At 72.7% G+C, this 16,644-nt stretch carries 12 protein-coding genes; 8 read left to right on the top strand and 4 right to left on the bottom strand.

Annotated elements, in window-relative coordinates; genetic code table 11:
- The first annotated feature begins 42 nt into the window (after positions 1–42).
- From ACFXJ8_RS31190 to ACFXJ8_RS31210, 5 genes are all read left to right on the top strand, one after another.
- Positions 43–3,159, top strand: a complete 3,117-nt coding sequence (locus ACFXJ8_RS31190) for a BTAD domain-containing putative transcriptional regulator (RefSeq protein WP_379647555.1) — start codon at positions 43–45, stop codon at positions 3,157–3,159.
- A complete protein-coding gene (locus tag ACFXJ8_RS31195; RefSeq protein WP_379647556.1) occupies positions 3,156–4,916 on the top strand; it encodes a serine/threonine-protein kinase in 1,761 nt (586 codons plus the stop codon). The genes ACFXJ8_RS31190 and ACFXJ8_RS31195 overlap by 4 nt, the downstream gene beginning before the upstream one ends.
- Positions 4,913–7,708, top strand: coding sequence for a BTAD domain-containing putative transcriptional regulator (locus tag ACFXJ8_RS31200; RefSeq protein WP_379647557.1), 2,796 nt, complete (start codon positions 4,913–4,915; stop codon positions 7,706–7,708). The genes ACFXJ8_RS31195 and ACFXJ8_RS31200 overlap by 4 nt, the downstream gene beginning before the upstream one ends.
- Positions 7,709–7,803: 95 nt before the next feature.
- Complete coding sequence (locus tag ACFXJ8_RS31205) at positions 7,804–8,439, top strand: hypothetical protein (protein ID WP_379647558.1); 636 nt, start codon at positions 7,804–7,806, stop codon at positions 8,437–8,439.
- Entirely contained in the window at positions 8,423–8,938 is a 516-nt protein-coding gene (locus ACFXJ8_RS31210) for an OmpA family protein (RefSeq protein ID WP_379647559.1), read from the top strand. Before ACFXJ8_RS31205 ends, ACFXJ8_RS31210 begins: the two co-directional genes overlap by 17 nt.
- Here the strand turns inward: ACFXJ8_RS31210 and ACFXJ8_RS31215 are convergent.
- Both ACFXJ8_RS31215 and ACFXJ8_RS31220 read right to left on the bottom strand, forming a co-directional pair.
- Positions 8,928–9,983 (bottom strand): S1C family serine protease, encoded by a 1,056-nt coding sequence (locus ACFXJ8_RS31215; protein ID WP_379647560.1) that lies wholly within the window; start codon positions 9,981–9,983, stop codon positions 8,928–8,930. The two genes, ACFXJ8_RS31210 and ACFXJ8_RS31215, sit on opposite strands and share 11 nt — an antisense overlap.
- A gap of 20 nt (positions 9,984–10,003) precedes the next feature.
- Positions 10,004–11,419, bottom strand: a complete 1,416-nt coding sequence (locus ACFXJ8_RS31220) for an AMP-binding protein (protein WP_379647561.1) — start codon at positions 11,417–11,419, stop codon at positions 10,004–10,006.
- A gap of 63 nt (positions 11,420–11,482) precedes the next feature.
- Here ACFXJ8_RS31220 and ACFXJ8_RS31225 point away from each other — a divergent pair, with 63 nt between their 5' ends.
- From ACFXJ8_RS31225 to ACFXJ8_RS31235, 3 genes are all read left to right on the top strand, one after another.
- Positions 11,483–12,376: a hypothetical protein gene (locus ACFXJ8_RS31225; RefSeq protein ID WP_379647562.1), complete on the top strand. Its 894-nt coding sequence runs from the start codon at positions 11,483–11,485 to the stop codon at positions 12,374–12,376.
- Positions 12,377–12,419: 43 nt separating this feature from the next.
- A complete protein-coding gene (locus tag ACFXJ8_RS31230) occupies positions 12,420–14,582 on the top strand; it encodes an acyl-CoA dehydrogenase (protein WP_379647563.1) in 2,163 nt (720 codons plus the stop codon).
- Positions 14,583–14,822: 240 nt separating this feature from the next.
- On the top strand, positions 14,823–15,953 hold the full coding sequence (locus tag ACFXJ8_RS31235) for an NAD(P)H-dependent flavin oxidoreductase (protein WP_379647564.1): 1,131 nt from the start codon (positions 14,823–14,825) through the stop codon (positions 15,951–15,953).
- Positions 15,954–15,955: 2 nt separating this feature from the next.
- On the opposite strand, the gene ACFXJ8_RS31240 is transcribed toward ACFXJ8_RS31235, so the two are convergent.
- Both ACFXJ8_RS31240 and ACFXJ8_RS31245 read right to left on the bottom strand, forming a co-directional pair.
- Positions 15,956–16,360, bottom strand: coding sequence for a type II toxin-antitoxin system VapC family toxin (locus ACFXJ8_RS31240; RefSeq protein ID WP_379647565.1), 405 nt, complete (start codon positions 16,358–16,360; stop codon positions 15,956–15,958).
- A 3-nt stretch (positions 16,361–16,363) separates the two neighbouring features.
- Positions 16,364–16,600: a hypothetical protein gene (locus tag ACFXJ8_RS31245; protein WP_379647566.1), complete on the bottom strand. Its 237-nt coding sequence runs from the start codon at positions 16,598–16,600 to the stop codon at positions 16,364–16,366.
- Between the last annotated feature and the right edge of the window lie 44 nt (positions 16,601–16,644).

Genomic DNA, 16,644 nt, shown 5'->3' on the forward strand with positions numbered 1-16,644 from the left:
GGCAGAGGCGCCGCGGGCCGTGTTCACGCGCGGGGTCGGCTGATGCGGTTCGGGATCCTCGGCCCCGTCGAGGCGCGACGAGCCGACGGCGGCGCGGTCACCGTCGGCGGCGCCCGCCTGCGCGCGCTGCTGGCGCTGCTCGTCCTCGACGCGGGCCGGATCGTGTCGATCGAACGGCTCATCGAGGGCCTTTACGGCGAGCAGCCCGTGACCGGCGAGACCAACGCCCTGCAGTCGCAGATCTCCCGCCTGCGCAGGAGCCTGGACACCGCGATCGAGTTCCACCCGGCCGGATACCGCCTCGCCGTCGACGGTGAGGAGGTCGACGCCCACCGCTTCGAGCACCTGATCCGCCAGGGACGCGCCGCCGAACCGGCCGCCCGGCGGTCCGCGCTGCTGGCCGAGGCACTGCGGTTGTGGCGGGGGCCGGCGCTGGCCGACGTGCGCGAGGCGCCGTTCGCGCCCGCGCAGGCGGCGCGGCTCGAAGAGCTCAGGATCGCCGCGACGGAGGATCGTATCGAGGCGGACCTCGAGCTGGGCAGGCACCGGGAGCTGGTGGCCGAGCTGCAGGAGCTGGTGGCGGCGCACCCCGTCAGGGAGCGGCTGCGCGGGCAGCTCATCAGGGCCATGTACGCCGGGGGTAGGCAGACAGAGGCGCTGGCCGTCTTCGAGGACGCCCGCCGGACGCTGGCCGACGAGCTGGGCGTCGACCCCTCGCCGGAGCTGCGGGAGATCCACCTGGCCGCGCTGCGGGGCGAGCTCCACACGCCCGCTGCCGGCCTGGGCCCGCACCCTGAGCAGGCCGCTGCCGTCCCGGGGCGCCACCACGGCCAGGCCGCTGCCGCGCCCGAGCGTGCGGCGGCCGTGCTGCCCGCGCAGCTCACCAGCTTCGTCGGCAGGGAGTCCGACGTGGCAGAGGTGGGCGGCCTGCTGGAGCGGGCCAGGCTGGTGACGCTCACCGGGCCCGGCGGGGCGGGCAAGACCAGGCTCGCCATCGAGTCAGCGGCCACGGTTCGCGGCGAGGTGGGCTTCGTCGAGCTGGGCGCGCTGGCCGAGGACGGCGACGTGGCGCAGGCCGTACTCACCAGACTGGGCCTGCGCGTCGGGCAGGACGTGCCCGACCCCGCCGACCGCCTGGTCACCGCGCTGGCGGGGCAGCCGATGCTGCTCGTCCTCGACAACTGCGAGCACGTGATCGAGGCCGCGGCCGGGCTGGCCCACCGCCTGCTGAGCGCCTGCCCCGACCTGCGCGTCCTGGCCACCAGCAGGGAGGCGCTCGGCATCACCGGCGAACGCATCCGGCCGGTGCCGCCGCTGCCGGGCTCGCTCGCCGTCCACCTGTTCGAGGACAGGGCGGCCGCCGTGCGTCCGGGATTCACGGTGGACGAGGGCAACCTCGCCGACGTCCAGCGGATCTGCGCGGCGCTCGACGGGCTGCCGCTGGCGATCGAGCTGGCCGCCGCCCGCCTGCGCTCGCTGTCGGTCGCCGAGGTCGCCGCCAGACTCGACGACGGGCTCGGGCTGCTGTCGCGCGGCAGCCGTACGGCACAGCCACGGCACCGCACGCTGCGGGCGGTCGTCGAGTGGAGCTGGGGCCTGCTGGACGAGCAGGAGCAGGAGGTCGCCAGGCGGCTGACGGTGTTCGCCGACGGCGCCAGGCTGGAGGCGGCCGAGCGGGTCTGCGGCACCCGGGACACGGTCGAGCTGCTCACGGGGCTGGCCGACAAGTCGCTGGTCGAGGTGGTCGGCGACCGCTACAGGATGCTGCAGACCATCAGGGCGTTCTGCGCCGAGCGGCTGGACGAGGCGGGAGAGGTGGACACCTACCGCAGGGCCCACGCCGAGTACTTCCTCGGCCTGCTGCGCGAGGCGGCCCCGCACCTGCTGCGCGCCGAGCAGCTGGAGTGGGCGGCCAGGCTCGACCCTGAGCACGACAACCTGGTGGCCGCGCTGGGCTGGGCCACCGAGCATGACCCGGCGATGGCGTTGCGGATCTTCGCCGACCTCTCGACGTACTGGTGGCTGCGCGGACGGCGGGGCGTCGGCGTGCGGCCCGCCCGCGCGCTGCTGGCCGCCCTCGGCTCGGCCAGTCCGCCCGAGGGGCTCGAGGCCGAGTACGTGATCTGCGTGACCAGCGCCGTCTCCGGCGGTGCGCATCTGGAGAAGGCGCAGCAGCTGATGCGCGCCATGGACCTGATCACCGACCGTCCCCAGCTGACGTTCTTCTGGGGCAGCTTCGTCGGACCCTCCATCGAGGACGGGTTCCTCCAGGTGATGATGGAACGCGTCCAGGCCAGCGACGACGCGTGGGTCAACGGCCTCAGGCACGTCGGCAGGGGGTTCCTCTGCTACCTGATGGAGAGCGACGTGGAGGGCACCGAGCGGGAGTTCTCGCTCGCGCTCGACTACTTCCGCTCCCTCGGCGAACGGCTCGGCATGGCGATGGCGCTGTCAGAGCTGGTCAGGGTGGCCGCCTGGCGCGGCGAGCGGGAGCGGTTCACCGAGCTGATCGAGGAGGCGCTGCGGCTGGTCGGCGAGCTCGGCGCGCAGGAGGACATCGCCGACCTGCTCTGCCAGCGCGGCGAGGGCGAACTGCTGCTCGGCGACCTCGACCAGGCGGAGGCCGACTACCGGCGCGCGGCGGAGCTGGCCCGCAGGGTCGGCGCGCTGGAGGGCACCACCAGGGCCAGCTGCGGCCTGGCCGAGGTGGCCAGGCTGCGCGGCGACCTGGAGCAGTCCCGACGCCGCTACGAGGAGGTGCGGGCCAGGGAGCAGCTGAGCGGATCCTTCGGTGAGTCGCTGGTTGACGTGTACATCGGCGTGGCGCTCGGCCGCATCGCGGCGGCCTCGGGCGATGTCGAGCTCGCCGCGGCCCTGCACGAGGAGGCGTTCGTCGCGGCGTTGCGGGTGCAGAGCATGCCGGTGCTGGCGCACGCGGTGGAGGGGCTCGCGGGCGTCGCGGGCCTGCGCGGCGACCACGGCAGGGCGGCCACCCTGCTCGGCGTCGGCTCGGGGCTGCGCGGCATGTCACCGGCGGGCGACCGCGACGTGGCGCTGGTACGCGACCGGGCGCGGGCGGCGCTGGGCGAGCAGGCGTTCGCCGAGGCGTACGCCGGGGGCGCGGCACTGTCGCGTGAAGACGTGGCGGGGCTGCTGTGACACCTCAGGTGATCGGCGGATACACGCTGCTGCGGGTGCTCGGCCGCGGCGGGATGGGCGAGGTGCACCTGGCCGCCACGCCCACGGGAGGGCTGGCCGCGGTCAAGGTCATCCACCCTGCTCTGGCGCGCGACCCCGCCTTCAGGCGGCGCTTCTCCCGGGAGGTGTCGGCAGCCAGGACGGTCGCCAGGTTCTGCACCGCGCCCGTGCTCGACGCGGGGCTGGACGGGGAGGTGGCCTACCTGGTCACCGAGTACGTCAAGGGACCCGACCTGTCGCATGCCGTACGGGAGCAGGGGCCGTTGACCGGCGGGAACCTGGAGGCGCTCGCGGTCGGGATCGCGACCGCGCTGTCGGCCATCCACGGCGCGGGAGTGATCCACCGCGATCTCAAGCCGTCGAACGTGCTGCTGTCGCCGCTCGGGCCGCGCGTGATCGACTTCGGCATCGCGCAGCTCGTGGGCGCGGACAGCCTGGTCAGTCAGGCGATCATGGGGACGCCCGCGTTCATGGCGCCCGAGCAGGTGCGGGGCGAGCAGGCCGGGCCGTCGGCGGACGTGTTCGCGTGGGGCGGGGTGATCGCGTTCGCGGGGACGGGGCGGTTGCCGTTCGGTGGTGGGGCGCCTGCCGAGGTGCTGTACCGGATCGTGAACGAGGGGCCCCACCTGCAGGGGCTCGACGAGCGGGCGCGCGGGGTCGTCGAGTGGGCGATGGCCAAGGATCCCGCCAAGCGGCCGACGGCCCAGCAGTTGCTCGCCGAACTCGTGGGCGGCCAGCCGACCCCCGCGGCGGCCACCATGGTCGTCGAACGCACCTGGACCGGCCCCGTCACCACCCCACCGGCCCCCGCCGCCGTGCCGGGTCCCGTCGGCGGCGCGCAGGGTGCCGTCGTTGCCGCGCCGGGCGCAGAGCCGCCGCACCGGGCCTCGGAGACCCTTCACCGAGGTCCCGAGCCTCCGAACCGAGTGTCCGAGCCGCCGAACCGAGTGTCCGAGCCGCCGAACCGCGCGCCCGAGCTTCCGAACCGCCCGCCGGAGCCGCCGAACCGCGCGCCGGAGATCTTCGAGGGTGCCGGGTCCACGAGGGTGGGGCCACCTTCTGCTCGTGGGCCTGTGGCGGTCAAGCGGCGGCGGTGGCTGTGGGCGGCGGGCGCGGCGGTTCTCGTGGTCGCGGTCGCGGTGGCGGGCCTGGTGGTGTTCAGGCCAGGGGCGCCCGCCTGGCCGTACCATGCCGACTTCGCCAGCTGGGAGACGGGCAGCACCGACGGCGGCACCGTCGAGCGGTCGGGCGATCACTACGTGCTCACCGCCAATCCCGGCTGGCGGCTGTGGCGTTCGGCGCCGTTGCCCACCGAGCCCGACACGGGCGCGGTGATCAGCGCGAAGGCGCGGCGGGTCACCGGCACCGGCGAGTTCGGCGTGTGGTGCAGGGGGGTCGACGCCGCCCGGCGCTACGAGTTCGCCGTGACCAGCGCGGGCCAGGCCACGATCACCAAACGCCAGGCCGGTAAGGGCGCGCTGCTCGACTCAGGACCGGCGCCCGAGAAGTCCGGCGATCGCCGCATCGTCGTCGAATGCAGGAGCGAAGGGCCGAAGACGGTCCTGCGGATGTGGCTCGACGAGGAGCTCGTCGGCGAGGCCACCGACACGAGCGACCCGCTCGGCCCCGGACCGAGCGGGGTCTTCGCCGCTCCAGACGGGGACCGGCGGGTGAGCGTCAGGTTCGGCTCGTTCGACGTGCGGGCCGCACAGGGATGAGCGCGCGCTTCCGCCTGCTCGGGCCGCTGGCCGTGCGCGACGGGGAGCGCGAGGTGACCCCCGGCCCGGCCAAGCACCGGGTGCTGCTGGCCGCGCTGCTGCTGCACGCGGGGCACCCGGTCACCGTCGACCGGCTGGTGGCCGCCGTGTGGGGGGACGAGCCGCCCGCCTCGGCCGAGGCGGTGCTCAGGGTGTACGTGAGCGCGCTGCGCAAGCTCGTCGACGGCATCAGGACGGTGCCCGGCGGCTACCTGCTGGCGGTCGATCCGGACGAGGTCGACGCGTTGCGCTTCGAGCGCATGGTGGCGTCCGCGCGCAGGGCCAGGGACGCGGGCGGTGCGCGGGAGGCGGCCGAGCTGCTGCGGGAGGCGCTGGGGCTGTGGCGGGGCCCGGCGCTCGACGGGATCGACGGCGAGCTGCGGCGGGCGCGTGCCGTACCGCTGGAGGAGCTGCGGCTGGCGGCGCTGGAGGAGCGGGTCGCGCTCGACCTGGAGCTCGGCAGGGGCGGCGAGGTGATCGGCGAGCTGCGCGCGCTGGTGGCCGCCCACCCGCTCAGGGAGCGGGCGTGGGCGCAGCTGATGCTCGCGCTCCACCAGGCGGGCCGCAGGTCGGAGGCGCTGGAGGCATACCAGTCGGCGCGCGGCGTGCTCGTGGACGAGCTCGGCCTCGAACCAGGCCCCGAGCTGCGCGAGGCGCACGACAGGGTGCTCGCGGCGGACGACATGGTGGGCGTGCCCAACGAGACGCCGCCGGACATCGCCGACTTCACCGGCAGGGAGGCGGTGCTCGGCTGGATCAGGGCGGCGGTCCCCGTGCCGGGGGCCGCGCCCGTCCACCTCGTCCTGTACGGCCCGGCGGGCTCGGGCAAGACCGCGCTCGCCGTCCACGCGGCGGGCGGGCTCGACCTGCCCGACGGCACGCTGTACGCCTCCCTGCGAGACAGGACACCCGGCGCCGTCCTGGAGGACCTGGTGCGCTCGCTCGGCTGCCCCGACGGCGCGGTCCCTGCGACGCTCGACGAGCGGGTGCGCCTCTACCGCAGCCTGGTGGCCGGCCGGCGGGTGCTCGTCGTGCTCGACGACGCCACCAGCGAGGCGCAGGTCAGGGCGCTGCTGCCGACCGGAGCGGGCTGCATGACGCTGGTGACGAGCAGGTCGCCGCTGTTCGGCCTGGAGGCGGCCCGCGCATACCCGATCGACGTGCTGGAACCGGGCGAGGCGGTGGCGATGCTGGCCGGGATCGTCGGCGCCGACCGGATCGCCGCCGAGCCCGAGCAGGCCAGGCGCATCGCGCGGCTGTGCGGAGGGCTGCCGCTGGCGCTGCGGATCGCGGGGTCGAGGCTGGCGCGGCGCGGGGGTTGGACGCTGGAGTACCTCGCGGACCTGCTGGGCGACGAACGCGGCAGGCTGGACGAGCTGAGCGCGGGCGACCTCGCCGTCCGGTCGAGCCTGGCGCTCGGCTACCGGGCGCTGGCCGACGATGAGCGCGTCCTGCTGCGCCGCCTCGGCGCCCTCACCGCACCCGACGTCGCCCCGTGGATCGCCGCCGCCCTCCTGGCTCGCGGCGGTGATGAGCGGGCGGGCCGGCGGGTGCTGGAGGCGCTGACGGAGGCGGGGCTGCTGCAGGAGCGCGGCCTCGACCGGTACGGCTGGCACGACCTGACCCGCCTGTACGCCGCCGAGCGCCTGGCCGAGGAGGAGGGCGCCGCCTCGGCCGTACTGGAGAAGGTCGCGGGGGAGATCCTCGACCGCGCCCGCAGGGCGAGGGAGCTGATGCTGCCCGCGGAGCCCGGCTCGGGCCTGACCCTGGCCAGGACCGCCGAACGGGACCTGGCGACCACCCGGCTGGCCGAGTCGGCGCGCTGGCTGGCCGCCGAGCGCACGTTCATGGTGGCGGCGGTCGCCGACCTGCACAGGGCGCGCATGGACGAGGCGGCGTGGCGCCTGGCGTTCTACCTGACCCCGCTGTTCGAGCTGGGCGCCTACCACGACGACTGGCGGGCCGGCGCGCGGCTCGGCCTGGAATCGGCGCGCAGGGCCGGGCACCGGCACGGTCAGGCGCTGCTGCTGCGCTCGCTCGCCGACCTCGACAGGGCCGAGGGCAGGCTCCAGGAGGCCGCCGACGCGTTGCGCGCTGCGCTGCCGCTGACCGAGCAGGGCGAGGTGGCGCGCACGACGCTGCGGCTCGGCCTGGTCTACCGCGCTCAGGGCCGTCTCGATGAGGCGGAAGGCTGCTTCGCCGAGTGCCTGGCCGCCTTCGGCGCCGATCCGCGCGGCCTGGCCGACGCGCTGCGGGCGCTGGGCGAGCTGCGGGGGAGTGAGGAACTGCTGCGCCGGGCCCTTGACGGCTATCGGGAGCTGGGCGATCCGCGCGGCGAGGCCGCCACCCTCCTCGACCTGGCGGCGCTCGACCTCGGTCGGCGCAGGACGAGGGAGGCCGGGCAGGCGGCCGAGCGGGCGCTGGCGCTGAGCAGACGGCTCGGCGACCGGCTGCCCGAGGCCACGGCTGCGCTGGTGCTGGCGAACGTGGCCACGGCCGAGGGCCGCCCCGACGCGGCGGGTACGGCGGCGCGGCATGCGATGGCGGTGTTCGAGACGCACGGCGACAGGCGCGGCAGGGCCAGGGCGCTGCTGACGATCGCCGCCGCCCATCTCGACCTTGATGAGGTAGATGGGGCAGTTGATGCGATTACAGAGGCTATGGGAGAGTTTGACGCTCTCGGTGACCGCCGTTGGCTCACCGAGGCGGAGGAGCTCGCGATGGAGTCGCGTCGCCGCCGTGGCCTGCGATAACAGCCGGCTATACGGATCCTGAACGTCGTCCTCCTAGTGTCTGGCTCGTCGATCTCCCGACCGCAAGAGGTAAGAGCAGGATGAAGATACGCACGATGGCACGAAGCGCCGCGGTGACGGTCACGCTGGCCGCCGCGCTGAGCGGCTGCGGGATGATGCCCGCCCAGTTCGGCGGTGGCGGCGGTGAGGAGAAGCAGCAGCAGAGCCAGCCCATCGCGGCGGAAAGCAGCGCCGCTCCCCAGCAGGCCGAGAGCGCTCCGCCCGAGCAGCAGACCGAGAGCGCTCCCCCCGAGCAGCAGGCCCAGAGCGCTCCCGCCGAGCAGCAGACGACGATCGCGAGCCGCGAGGTGAAGGCGGGCGGCGCCGACCTGCTGGTGAGCATCACCAGCCTCAAGCGTCAGGGCAAGCTGGCCACGCTGGCATGGACGGTCACCAACCAGGGCGAGAGCAGGTGGGATATGGGGACCGACATGGGCGACACGCCCGCGGGCCTCGGCCTGACCGTGGGTGGGGTCAACCTCGTCGACCCCGTGAACGGCAAGCGCTACAAGGTCGCCAGGACGGGCCAGTACCCCCGCGCGACGTGCCTGTGCTCCGACTACGACGTCTTCACCGAGCCGGGCGAGGTGCTGCCGCTGCACGCGACGTTCGCCGCCCCACCCGCCGACGTCACGAAGATCAACGTCGACCTCAGGGTGCTGGGAGTGTTCACGGATGTTCCTGTTTCCTGAGCTCGCGCTCGTGGTCACACTGCTAGCCGATCCCGTGGCGCCCATCGAGGACGTCATCGCGCCGGTGGAGGACGTGGTCGCCGAGGTCGAGTCGCTCGACGGCACCGAGAACGTCTCGACCGAAGGCAGGCAGGTGACGGTGGCGCTCACCAGCGACGTGCTGTTCGCGCTGGACAAGTGGGTGCTCACCGCCAAGGCCAGGCAGCGGCTGGCCTCGGTCGCGGACAAGATCAAGGCCGAGTCGGCGGACGGGGCGGTCAAGGTCTACGGCCACACCGACGACCAGGGCGCCGACGGCTACAACCAGGCGTTGTCGCTGCGGCGGGCGCGTGCCGTCCAGCAGGCGCTGGAACGGCTGGCGGGCGGCGCGGTGACGTTCGAGGCGGCGGGCTTCGGCGAGACCAGGCCGAGGCTCCCCAATGTCGTCGACGGCAGGCCCAGCGAGGAGAACAGGGCGAAGAACCGCCGCGTCGAGATCGTCTTCTCCGTCAAGCAGTGAGCTCGATGAGCGTCACGGTGAGGGTGTCGGTGGAGCCGTCCGCCCTGACCACCTCGACCTTGGTCTGATCGCCGGGCTTCAGCTCCGCGAGGACCTCCGACAGAGCCGACATGGTCCGGGTGCTGGTGCCGTTCACCGAGACGATGATGTCGCCCTCCCTGATGCCCGCCCTGGCCGCGCCTCCGTCGGGGGAGACCCTGACCACGCCGACCCCGATGCCGGAGCCGTCGCGGCCGACCACCGTGCGGCCGACGATGCCGAGCGCGGCCTTGCGCGTGTTGGTGACCTTGCCGTCCTTCACGATCTGCGCGGCGATGTCGGTGGCGGTGTTGCTGGGGATGGCGAAGCCGATGCCGGGCGCGGACCCTCCGCCCAGCTCGGGGTCGGTGGCCGTCAACGTCGGGATCCCGACCACCTGCCCCGACAGGTCGACCAGCGCGCCGCCGCTGTTGCCCGGGTTGATCGCGGCCGAGGTCTGGATGGCGTTGGCGATCGTCGCGACGGACGAGCCGCCCTCTCGCTGCGGCTCGCTGATCGTACGGCCGAGCGCCGACACGATGCCGTTGGTGACGCTGCCGGAGTAGCCCAGCGGATTGCCCATGGCCAGCACGATCTGGCCGACGCGCAGCTTCGAGGAGTCGGCGAACTTGGCGGGGGTGAGCCCGCTGGCGTCGCTCACCTTGATCACCGCCAGGTCGCCCGCGGGGAAGGAGGCGACCACCCTGGCCTTGCGCGGAGGACCGCCGGTCGCCGGCGTGACCTCCAGCTCCTTCGCCTCGCCCACCACGTGGGCGTTGGTCACGACGTGCCCGGCCGTGTCGTAGACGATGCCCGAGCCGAGGCCGACTTTCGTGGTGATCTGCACGATCGACGGCAGCACGTTCTTGATGACCCGCTCGTAGGCGGTCTCCAGCTCGTGCGCGGACCCCGTCATGGCGGTGGCGGTCGGCGACGGCGAGGGCACGGGCGTGGACCGTGAGATGGAGCCCGTGCAGCCGGAAATGAGCAAAGCTGTGGCTGCGATGCCCGCGACGATCATCCTCATGCGCGGTTATGTTCCCCGCATCAACCGGAAAGATACGCCTGCCTGACATCGCGCCTGCTCAGCTTGCCCGTGGGGGTGCGCGGCAGCCGTGCGCGGTATTCGATCACCCGGGGGTGCTTGAGCCTGGCCAGGCGCGGCTCGCAATGCCGCAGCAGCTCGGCGGTGAGCTCGTCGCCCGGCGGCACGCCCTGGGCGGGCTGGACCAGCGCGACGATCCGGTGCCCCCACTCCTCGTCGGGCACGCCGATCACGGCCACGTCGGCGACCGCGGGATGCTCCAGCAGCGCCGCCTCGACCTCGGCGGGATAGACGTTGACGCCGCCCGAGATGATCAGGTCGGTCCTGCGGTCCAGCAGGAACAGGTAGCCGTCCTCGTCGAGGTAGCCGATGTCGCCGGGCGTGTAGTCGCGTCCGCGCATGGCGGCGGCGGTCTTGCCCGGATCGCCGTGGTACTCGAACCTGTTGATGCCGCCGATGTAGACGAGCCCAGGCTCGCCGGGGGCGGCCTGGCGGCCATCCTCGCCGACGACCGTGAACGCCATCCCCTCCAGCGCCCTGCCGACCGTGCCCGGCCTGGCCAGCCACTCCTGCGAGGAGACCATCGTCGCCACGGCCGCCTCGGTCGAGCCGTAGTACTCCCACAGCACGGGCCCCAGCCAGTCGATCATCGCCCGCTTGGTCGCAGGAGGGCAGGGGGCGGCGCCGTGGTAGAGGTGGGTGAGCGACGACAGGTCGTACTTCTCCCGATCGGGTACGGCGAGCAGCCGGTGGAACATCGTCGGCACCATGAACGCGTTCGTCACCCGGTGGCCCTCGATCAGCTCCATCGTCTGGATGGCGTCGAACCGCTCCGGCGCGACGATCGCGTGGCCGAGGTTGAGGGCCATCATCGCCTGGCCGTACGGGGCGGAGTGGTAGAGCTGCGAACACACCAGGTGGACCCCGCCGAACGGCAGTCCGAAGTGCTTCCAGCTCTTGCGCATGAGGATGGGGTAGAGGTCCTCGGGCGTCAGGTCGAGCAGGCGCCGCCGTACCCCCTTGGGCCTGCCGGTGGTGCCGGAGGTGTAGAGCATCATCGAGCCCGCGCGCCGGTGCGGCGGCGCGTCGGCGGGAAGCCCGGCCACCGGCAGAGGGGTGTCGACGACGACCTTCGCCCCGCTGTCGGCGACGATGTAGCCGATCTCCTCCTCGGTGAAGTGCCAGTTCACCGGCACGTGGTAGGCGCCGAGTTGGTAGGTGGCGAGCATCATGGCCAGCGCCTCGGGGCCGTTGCGCAGCACCGTGACGACGGCGGCGCCAGGCCCGACCCCGCGCTCGATCAGGGCGTGGGAGAGCCGGTTGGCGTGGGCGAGCAACTCCCCGTAGGTGCGGCCGTCCTGCCCCAGGACGGCGGGGCGGTCGGGCTCGGCGGCGGCGATCTCGTAGAAGCCCCTCATGCGGGTGACCATACAGAACGACATTCGGTCCACGGAAGACGGTCGATCACGTAGCCTCGGAACATGGCGCACAATCAGGGACAGGAGCCGTATCAACCCTCCTACGAGGCGCCCACCACTCCTTTCCAGCGAGTGGAGATCCCCCCGGCCGACCAGACCGTCCACGTGCCGATGCCGCCGACGGCGGGCCAGTACCGGACACCATCCGCGCCGCCGCGCAGAGGGTTGTTCGCGCGGCTCGTGACCGGTGTCGGTGACGTGCCGATCAAGGTCGTCTACCTGCTCGCCGCGGTGGTCGCCACCGTGCTCGCGGTTGTGGCGATCTTCGCGCTGTTCTCCGGCGACGAGCCCGACCTCACCGAGCCGCAGCGGGCGCAGGCCTCGGGTCCCGCCGCCCCCGGTGTGCGGGAGGACGTGACCGCGCTGGCACCCGTGCCGGAGAGCCTGGCCTTCCCGACGATGCCCGGCAAGGCCAGCGCGGTGACCGGCACGATCGTCGACAAGCGGACCGGCATCAGCTATCCCAAACTCGGCAAGCCGTGGGCGGCCAAGTCCTTCGCGCCCTTCGCGATCGCCCAGCGGGTGGGCAAGGTGGAGATCCCGCACACGATGGTGGCCTCGGCGCCGCTGCCCGTGACCGCCGACAAGCCCGAGACCAGCGCCGACTACAGGGAGCTCGCCGTCAGGGCGGCCCGCTGGTCGCTGCGCGCCCAGCATCCCGAGGGCGCCTCCGTCACCTGGACGGGCTCGCAGAAGCCGGCCAAGGGCACGGGTTGGATCGTCGGCTTCCGGGTCGACTACACCGTCGACGGCGAACGGCACTCGGCGCAGGCGCTGGCCGCGGTGGTCGCGGCGGGCAAGAAGAAGCCCGCCATGCTGCTGGCCACGATCCCCGACAGCGGCAAGAGCCACTGGCGTGATCTCAACACTCTCGTGAAGGGGCTACGTTCGTCATAGAAGGATCCTCTAGAATATGGTTCTGGGAACCATAGGAGGCGACATGGCGATCGGGTTGAGCGAGGAGCACGAGGCGCTCCGCGAGTCGGTGGCGGGCTGGGCGGAGCGCAACGTGCCCGCCGAGGTCGTGCGGTCCCAGGAGGGCGGGCGTCCGCCGTTCTGGCCGGGCCTGGCCGAGCAGGGGCTGCTCGGGCTGCACCTGCCCGAGGAGTTCGGCGGATCCGGATACGGCCTGCTGGAGGCGGCCGTCGTCACCGAGGCGCTGGCCGAGCGCATGACGCCGGGCCCGTTCGTGCCGACCGTGCTGGCGAGCGCGACCATCGCCGCAGCCGAGTCCGACAAGGCGCGCGCCGAACTGCTCCCGGGGCTCGCCGACGGCTCGCTGACCGGCGCCGTTGCGATGTCGGCCACCCTCGCCAGCGCCGACGGCGACTCCATGGTCGTCTCCGGTACGGCGGCGCACGTGCTCGGCGGCGCGCTGGCCGACGTGCTCGTGCTTCCCGTCGGCGACGTATGGGTGGCGGTGGACGCCGCGCAGGTCTCCGTCGAGCCGGTCGCCTCGCTCGACATCACCAGGGCCGTGGCCACGGTGACGCTGGAGGCGGTGACCGTACCGGCCGACCGGGTGCTGGGCGCGGTGGACGTGCAGAACCTCGCCGCGATCATCCTGGGCGCCGAGGCGACCGGCCTGGCGGCCTGGTGCGTACGGGCGGCGGCCGACTACGCCAAGGTGCGCGTGCAGTTCGGCCGGCCGATCGGGCAGTTCCAGGGCATCAAGCACAAGCTGTCGCGCATGCTCGTCGCGCTGGAGCAGGCCCGCGCCACCGTCTGGGACGCGACCAGGGCCACCGGCGCCGAGCGCGACTACGCCGCGGCCGTCGCGGGTGTGATGGCGCCCGACGCGGCCGTGCAGTGCGCCAAGGACGCCATCCAGACCTTCGGCGGCATCGGCTACACCTTCGAGCACGACGCCCACCTCTACTACCGGCGCGCGCTCACGCTCAGGGCGCTGCTCGGCTCCTCCTCCACCTGGGCCGCCACCGTCGCCTCGCTCGCCCTGTCCGGCGTGGGCCGCTCGATGGAGATCGACCTGCCCGACTCGGCGGCCGCGCTGCGCGCCTCGATCGCCGCCGAGATCGCCGACATCGCCACTCTGGAGGGCGTCGAGCAGCGCAGGGCGCTGGCCGCGGCCGGGTTCGTCATGCCGCACCTGCCCAAGCCGTGGGGCCGCGACGCCGACCCGCTGGAGCAGGTGCTCATCCAGCAGGAGCTCAAGGCGGCCAAGGTCAAGACGCCCAACATGATCATCGGCGCCTGGGTGGTGCCGTCCGTCGTCGCGTACGGCACGCGGGAGCAGCAGGAACGCTTCCTGCCCAAGACGCTGGCCGGCGAGACGATCTGGTGCCAGCTGTTCTCCGAGCCGGGAGCGGGCTCCGACCTGGCCTCGCTCCAGATGAAGGCCACCCAGGTGGAGGGCGGCTGGACCCTCACCGGGCAGAAGATCTGGACCTCCGTCGCGCACGTCGCCGAGTGGGGCATCTGCATCGCGCGCAACTCCTCGGCGGGCTCCAAGCACGAGGGCATCACCTACTTCCTCGTCGACATGAAGTCGCCGGGGGTCACGGTCAGGCCGCTGACCGAGATGACCGGCGAGAACCTGTTCAACGAGGTGTTCCTGGACGAGGTCTTCGTGCCGGACGACCTGGTCGTCGGGCAGGTCGGGGAGGGCTGGAAGGTCGCCCGCAACACGCTGTCCAACGAGCGGGTGTCGCTGTCGTCGGGCTCCGGCGGCACCGGCGCGTCCGTGCCCGACCTGCTGGGGCTGGTCTCCCGGCTCGGCAGGCCGCTGACGGCGGTGGAGGAGCAGGCGGTCGCGGCGGTCGTCTGCGAGGGACACTCGATCAACGCGCTGTCGCTGCGGGTGACGCTGAAGCAGTTGGCGGGCTCCGAGCCCGGCGCCGACGCCTCGGTGCGCAAGCTGCTGTCGACCTCGCACGCGCAGCACGTGTCGGAGACGGCGGTCGAGCTGCTGGGCGAGGCGGCGACGGCGGCGGCGGACATGAAGCTGGGTGACGCGGGCTACTGGAACAGGGCGGTGCTGGCGACCCGGGCGATGACCATCTACGGCGGGACGACGGAGGTGCAGCTCAACATCATCGGCGAGCGCATGCTCGGCCTGCCCAGGGACCCCGAGCCCGGCAAGTAGTCACGATGTGGGGGGACCGGCTCCGTTCGGACGGGGCCGGTCCTTCGGCGTTCCGGCTCCCGGCGCCCGACCCTCGGCCGCGCGGCCCCGGGTCGCCGCCTCGCCGTCCGAAGAACCCACCGCCGAGCCTCCAAGGAGCCGGTAGGCGGGTGGCCGGGGTGGGTCGGCGGGTCGGACCGACGAAAGGTTCTAGAGTAGAACACGTTGCAGTTTTCCCGGCCCCGATCGTATCGTCGGCCCATGCGGACACGAGTCACCGACCTGTTCGGGATCGAGTTACCGATTTTCGCCTTCAGCCACTGCCGGGATGTCGTCGCCGCGGTCAGCCGCGCGGGCGGGATGGGCGTGCTGGGCGCCCTCTACTTCACCCCGGAAGAGCTCGAACTGGAGCTCAAGTGGATCGACGACCACGTCGACGGCCGACCGTACGGCGTCGACGTGGTCATGCCCGCCTCCTACGAGGGCGCCGACTTCCCGCCAGAGGAGCTGGTCTCCCGCCTGCAGGGCATGATCCCCGGCGGGCACCGGAGCTTCGTCGAGAACCTGCTCGCCGAGCACGGCGTGCCCCCGCTGCCGGAGGACGCCGACCCCGGCAGGGTCCTGCTCGGCTGGACGGACGCGACCGCCAGGCCGCAGGTCGAGGTGGCGCTGCGGCACCCGATCGCGCTGCTGGCCAACGCCCTCGGCCCGCCTCCCGCCGACATCGTCGAGCTGGCGCATGCGCACGGGGTCAAGGTGGCCGCGCTGGCCTCCACTCCCCGCCACGCCGTCAAGCAGGCCGAGGTCGGCGTGGACGTGGTCGTCGCGCAGGGCACCGAGGCGGGCGGGCACACCGGTGAGATCTCCACGATGGTGCTCATCCCGCAGGTCGTGGACGCGCTCAAGGGGGCCGGTCCCGACGGCTCCGACGTGCCGGTCCTGGCGGCGGGCGGCATCGGCGGCGGCAGGCAGATGGCGGCCGGAATGGCGCTGGGCGCGGAGGGCGTGTGGACGGGGTCGATCTGGCTGACCGTCGAGGAGGCGGACACGCCCGAGGCGGCCAAGCGGCGGATCCTGTCGGCGACCTCCAGGGACACGGTCCGCTCGCGCAGCTGGACCGGCAAGCCCGCAAGGCTCCTCAGGAACGAGTGGACCGACGCGTGGGAGGCGGAGAATTCGCCGGGCACGCTGCCGATGCCGTTGCAGTTCATGCTGGTGTCGGACGCGCTGCGGCGCATCGGCCGGTCCGACGCGGCCGAGCTGGCGACCTTCCCCGCCGGGCAGATCATCGGCACGATGAACCAGGTGAAGAGCGCGCGCGACGTGGTGTTCGAGATGGTGGAGGGGTACATCGAGGCCATGGAGCGCCTCGGCCACATCACCGAGACGTGACGTCAGGCATAACTCTCGATCTCGATCGAGGCGCGCCCCCTGAGTGCCTCGGCGAGCCGCCGTTCTGTGGTGACCAGCGGTACGCCGAGGGTCTCGGCGAGCGCGACGTAGGAGGCGTCATAAGCTGACGCGTTCTGCCGTAGCTCCCACACGCGGTCGGACATGCTCTCGGTCATGGCATGGCGGGAGAGGCGGAGGCTTCTGAAGGCGAGTCGCGACTCTTCGGCGAGATCCTTCGAGATATCGCCGCGGAAGACCATCTTTCGCAGGACGTTGTGGACTTCGTAGTCGATGAGAAAGGGGGCGCTCATCCACTCTGCACCACGCAGTCGCGCGATCAGGTCGGGGATGTCGGCGGGCTCTGAAGTCAGGGCCTCGACCATTGCTGAGGCATCGATGACGAGCATGGATCAGCGATCCCGATCCTCTTCGAGCAGGCTCGCCGCAGTGCCTCGCCTGGCTCGCTTCTGCCCTCTGGTCTTCTCCCAGTGCGCGTCGAGCACCTCGCCGATCTCGGGCTTCCCCTCGATCTGAGCGATGCGACGCAGCAGATACTGCGAAATCGTCAGCCCCTGGGCGCGAGCCCTCGCGGCGATGGTCGCGTGGAGCTCTTCTGGAACATTTCTGATCTGCAGATTCTCCGCCACACAAGCAATCTATCATGCGTTACGCATGCACGCCTGGCTGAACC

It is taken from the genome of Nonomuraea sp. NPDC059194, assembly GCF_042754765.1.
Lineage (GTDB): Bacteria > Actinomycetota > Actinomycetes > Streptosporangiales > Streptosporangiaceae > Nonomuraea.

Coding starts and splice junctions, on each gene's coding strand:
- ACFXJ8_RS31190 (WP_379647555.1), top strand. CDS start 43: ATGCGGTTCGGGATCCTCGGCCCCGTCGAGGCGCGACGAGCCGACGGC.
- ACFXJ8_RS31200 (WP_379647557.1), top strand. CDS start 4,913: ATGAGCGCGCGCTTCCGCCTGCTCGGGCCGCTGGCCGTGCGCGACGGG.
- ACFXJ8_RS31205 (WP_379647558.1), top strand. CDS start 7,804: ATGGCACGAAGCGCCGCGGTGACGGTCACGCTGGCCGCCGCGCTGAGC.
- ACFXJ8_RS31210 (WP_379647559.1), top strand. CDS start 8,423: ATGTTCCTGTTTCCTGAGCTCGCGCTCGTGGTCACACTGCTAGCCGAT.
- ACFXJ8_RS31215 (WP_379647560.1), bottom strand. CDS start 9,983: ATGAGGATGATCGTCGCGGGCATCGCAGCCACAGCTTTGCTCATTTCC.
- ACFXJ8_RS31220 (WP_379647561.1), bottom strand. CDS start 11,419: ATGAGGGGCTTCTACGAGATCGCCGCCGCCGAGCCCGACCGCCCCGCC.
- ACFXJ8_RS31225 (WP_379647562.1), top strand. CDS start 11,483: ATGGCGCACAATCAGGGACAGGAGCCGTATCAACCCTCCTACGAGGCG.
- ACFXJ8_RS31230 (WP_379647563.1), top strand. CDS start 12,420: ATGGCGATCGGGTTGAGCGAGGAGCACGAGGCGCTCCGCGAGTCGGTG.
- ACFXJ8_RS31235 (WP_379647564.1), top strand. CDS start 14,823: ATGCGGACACGAGTCACCGACCTGTTCGGGATCGAGTTACCGATTTTC.
- ACFXJ8_RS31240 (WP_379647565.1), bottom strand. CDS start 16,360: ATGCTCGTCATCGATGCCTCAGCAATGGTCGAGGCCCTGACTTCAGAG.